The sequence below is a fragment of the Paracraurococcus lichenis genome (assembly GCF_030657435.1).
In the GTDB taxonomy this organism is placed as follows: domain Bacteria; phylum Pseudomonadota; class Alphaproteobacteria; order Acetobacterales; family Acetobacteraceae; genus Paracraurococcus; species Paracraurococcus lichenis.
In genome coordinates this window covers 1-4,456 of record NZ_JAUTWS010000195.1, presented here as the reverse complement: position 1 = coordinate 4,456, position 4,456 = coordinate 1, and the positions used below count along the sequence as shown (strand labels likewise).

Annotated in this window: 2 protein-coding genes and 1 pseudogene; all 3 read left to right on the top strand. The window is 68.8% G+C overall.

The features are described 5' to 3' along the window. A partial coding sequence (locus tag Q7A36_RS38535; RefSeq protein WP_305109089.1) for an HpcH/HpaI aldolase/citrate lyase family protein occupies positions 1–1,057 on the top strand: 1,057 nt, incomplete at its 5' end. After that, positions 1,054–2,256 carry a CaiB/BaiF CoA transferase family protein gene (locus Q7A36_RS38530; protein WP_305109088.1) on the top strand — a complete coding sequence of 401 codons (1,203 nt, stop codon included), beginning with the start codon at positions 1,054–1,056 and terminating at the stop codon, positions 2,254–2,256. The genes Q7A36_RS38535 and Q7A36_RS38530, both read left to right, overlap by 4 nt. Before the next feature lie 1,820 nt (positions 2,257–4,076). Further along, positions 4,077–4,456, top strand: a pseudogene (locus Q7A36_RS38525) (ABC transporter substrate-binding protein); the annotation flags it as partial.

Here is a 4,456-nt window from a genome sequence, read left to right as displayed (position 1 = left end):
GCCATGGCATGCGCCCTTCGGGCGCCCGGTATTCCGCTGCGCCTCAAAGCGGCAGTCCTCAACCGGAGGGTTTGATGGCAGGGATTCGCGGGAGAGAGACAGGATGGCATCCGCAGCCGGGCGTGTCGTGACTGACCGCCGCCAGCGCAGCGAGCTGTCCGTCCCTGCGAGCTCCGGGCGCTTCTTTGCGAAGGCGGCCGCGAGTGACGCGGACGCGGTGGTCCTCGACCTCGAGGACGGGGTAGCACCGGACCGCAAGGAGGCGGCGCGGGCTGCTGCGATCGCGGCCATCAACGGGCTCGACTGGGGGCGCCGCATCCTCTCGGTTCGCGTGAACGGCATCGGCACGCCCTGGTTTCACCGGGACATCGTGGACGTGGCCGAGGCCTGCCCGCGTCTGGACCGCATCGTGCTGCCGAAGGCCGAGGAGGCATTCGACATCCGCTTCCTGGCCGCCCTGCTGGACGGCATCGAGCGCGCTCGCGGCCCAGGGCGGCGCATCGGTATTGCGGCGCTGGTCGAAACGCCGAAGGGCGTTGGCAAGGTCGAGGAGATCGCCGCGGCACATCCACGTGTCGAGACCGTGATCTTCGGCCTCGGCGACTACATGGCGGAGATGCGCACACCCGACGACACGGTCGGGCTGCCCAATCCGGACTATGCCATGCCGGGCGACCCGCCGGGTCTGCTGGACCAGTGGCACTACACGCTCGCGCGAATCGCCAATGCCTGTCGCGCCGCAGGGGTGCTGCCAATCGATGCGGTCTATGCCGATTACCGCGACATGGCGGGACTGCGCGCCTCCGCGCGGCGATCGCGCGCGCTCGGCTATGCCGGAAAGTGGGCGATCCATCCCGACCAACTGCCGGTGATCAACGAGGTCTTCGCGCCGGGTGAGGCACGGATCGCCTGGGCACACAAGGTCCTGGCATTGCTGGCGCGTGCTGAAGCCGAGGGTGCTGGCGCGGCCGGGGAGGGAGGCGTGATGGTGGATACGGTGCATGCATGGATGGCGCGCGAGATCCTGCAGCAGGCGGGTGAGGATGCGCAATCATGAGCGACGCGCCGCCTCTTGCCGGCGTGAAGGTGCTCGACATCGCCACCTTCCTCGCCGCCCCCTTTGCCGGCACGATCCTGGCCGATTTCGGCGCCACCGTCCTGAAGATCGAGCATCCGAAGCTCGGCGACCCCATGCGCGCCTTCGGCACGCCCACCGGATGCGGCGACACCCTGGCCTGGCTGAGCGAAGCGCGCAACAAGCAGTGCATGACGCTGGACCTGCGGCACCCGCAGGGAGCGGAGATCTTCCGCCGGCTGGTTGCGCAATCCGATGTCCTGCTGGAGAACTTCCGCCCCGGCACGCTGGAGAACTGGGGCCTGTCGCCCGACAGCCTGCGACAGATCAATCCCCGCCTCGTCGTGTTGCGGGTCAGCGCCTATGGCCAGACCGGACCGAAGCGCGGCCTGCCCGGCTTCGCACGCGTGGCGCATGGTTTCGGCGGGCTGAGCTACCTGGCGGGCGAGCCGGACGGCAGGCCCGTGGTGCCGGGCTCCACGTCGCTCGCCGACTATCTTTCGGGCCTCTGGGGAGCAGTCGGCGTGCTGCTGGCGCTGCGGGTGGCGGAGCGCACCGGGCGGGGCCAGGATGTCGATATCGGCCTTTATGAATCCGTCTTCCGGCTGCTGGACGAGATCGCACCGGCCTATGCCCGCACGGGTTTCGTGCGCGAGCGCATGGGCGCCGACGTACCGACCGTGGTGCCGCATGGTCATTGGCAGACCGCCGATGGCCGCTGGGTCGCCATCGCCTGCACCAGCGACAAGATTTTCGCGCGCCTGGCGAAGGCGATGGGCAAGCCGGAGCTGACGCGGCCGGACCGCTTCGCGACCACGGCCCAGCGTCTCGCCGCGCGCGGCGAGGTCAAAGGGCTGGTGGCGAACTGGGCTGCGGGCATGAGCATGGAACAGCTCGGCGCCGCCTGCGACGCGGCGGGCGTGCCCTGGGGGCCGATCAATAGCATCGCTGACATCTTCGAGGACCCGCAATTCATGGCCCGCGGCAACCTGGTCCGCATCCTGGATGAGCGCGCCGGTGAGCTGGTACTGCCGGCCGCGGTGCCGCGGCTGACTGGCACGCCCGCCGCGCTGCGGCATGCTGGCCGCGCCCGCGGCGCCGACACCGACCAGGTATTGGGCAACTGGCTCGGGCTGCTGGCGGACGAGATCGGGGCGTTGCGCCGCGCCGGCGCGATCTGAACAGGCAGGGGAAGGAAGCAAGGCCACGGCTGGACAGGGCCGAAGGATCAAGACGGCAGGTTTCCTAACGGCCCGGAACTGCTCGACCATGCCGGGATCCTGGCGCCATCCCGCCACCACCGATTTCCTGGCGTCGCAGCGGACTGCCGCACCAATACTGCTGTCAGCAGCAGGATCGGCGAGCGCATTCAGATCTGCCCAAACCTGATCAGCAGCTGCGTCCACAGCGCTGATCAGTACAACACAGCGCTTCTGTTGGCCACGGGAGGTCGGGCTTGCCTGGCGACATGCGGCACAGGGGAGGAGGCGCCGGCTGAACCAGTCCAACTTGGCGGGCAAGTGCACGCGTATGTGTGGCTGCCCGCAACATTCGTTCAGGAGTGGTCCGCCGGAAATCTTTGTATCTCGGGGGACTGCAAGGGGCGTTTTGTATGGATTCTCAACCTGCTCGACGACATGGCCGGTCCGGTGAGCCGGCCGGCGACCTGCCGGGAGTCAGCTCTGGGCGCCTGCCCAAGGGCTGGGTGTGTGGTCGAGACTGCGAGGTCGGCGGCCCGCCGGGAAAGCCGATCCGCGTCGAGCTGGTCTTGATGCACCCGAGGCTCGGGGTGGCACTGCTCGACACCCGAGGGCGGGACGCGATGCCGGATGACTGGGCCGGCGCGCTCCGTGAGAGGCTTGTCCAGGCACGGTTCGAGACGATCTTCGGGGGCAACCTGCCGATCGTGCAGGCCAGTGTCCGACCGGAGCACCTGCCATGCCTACTGCAACTCGTCAGCGAGGCCTTCCAGCAGCTGCCGCCACTGACTGTGGGCGGCGGGGACGCGTGGGTGTCGACCGTGACACGCCTGGTGGTGCCCAGCGATCGGATTTGGACCGACGACCTGTTCGGCGTGCCGCCAAGGCGTTCCGATGACGGTAGCCGCCAAGATCTTTTGCGACCAGTGGGTGAGCCAGTCGCGGTCGTGTCGATGCGGCGGGCTGCGCCGGCGGAGGACAGGCGGAGCGAGTTCGAGAGGATCCCGTCGCCGGAGGAGCGCCGCATCCCACGGCGCTGGATCCGGCTGAGCGGGATGTGCCTCGGCTTGACTGCTGCTGGCACTCTGGCCTGGCTTGCCACGTCGCCGAGTGGACCCGCGGTGACGAATGCCGTCGCCGCCAGTGAAAGGCCGGGATCCGAGGTCCCCGCCGGCGTCCACGCGGCGAGTGTTCCAGTCCAGCCGACGGCGGCACCTCACGTGGGGGGGCGGGTGACTCGCCCGCCCATCGTCGGCCAGGTGCCGGAGCCCAGGGCGCCGCTGCCAGTGGCCAATTCGTCCGCAGAGCGTCGCGCGGGTGCAGCGGAGGGGTTGCCGCCCCTGCCTCTGGCACCTCCAACAGCCTCCAGAGGACGGTCGGAACCCGCACCCAAACAGGACAGCCTGAACGGAATGCTCACGGCCGCGCCGGCCACGCCAGCCGCGGACAAGGCGAGGCTGGTCTCGGCGCCGTTGCAGCCCCGTGCGAAGGCCGCGCCCACGCGGCGCAGGCAAAAGTGAGCCGGAGTGGATCTTTCGCCAATGCCGGAATTTCCGGGGCTCGACGAGGGACCGGAACCGGGGGTGTCGCCGATCTTGCTGCGGCGCCCCCCGACAAGAGGGTAAGCGTCACTCCCACCCTGTAGCGGCGGCACGACACGCGCGGTCACCCGTGCAGCCGTGTCATGGCGTTCCATCCTTCAGCAATCTCCGCTTCTTATCCGCGATCACCAAAAAAGGCGCATGCTCTCCAGGCGGGCGCCATGACATCGCGCTCCTGCAGACGCCTGGGAGGAAGCAGATATGACTGAGGCCACTCGACGCGCGGCACTCGGCCTCGCCGCCCTGGTTGCAGGTCCCGCTGCAGCGCAACCTGCGGTCACCATCCCGCGTGCCGACATCCCCGCCCCGAATTTCCCGATCGAGCCCGGTGCGACGCTGCGCATCACCCGGCCAGCCCGCTTCGTCGAGCCGGACGAGGTGATCTTCCGCCAGAACGCCGCCAAATTCAGCGAGCGCTACGGTGTGCCCGTTCGCGTCGACTTCGTGGGCTGGGAAGACATTCGACCGCAGACGGCGGTCATCGCCAATACCGGCACGGGCCCTGACATCGTGATCGGTTGGGCCGACGACCCGCATGTCTACGCTGACAAGTTGCACGAGCTGACGGACGTCGCCGAGTA

Bases quoted from the DNA above. Each gene is read 5' to 3' on its own strand.
- Q7A36_RS38530 (WP_305109088.1), top strand. From the start codon at position 1,054: ATGAGCGACGCGCCGCCTCTTGCCGGCGTGAAGGTGCTCGACATCGCC.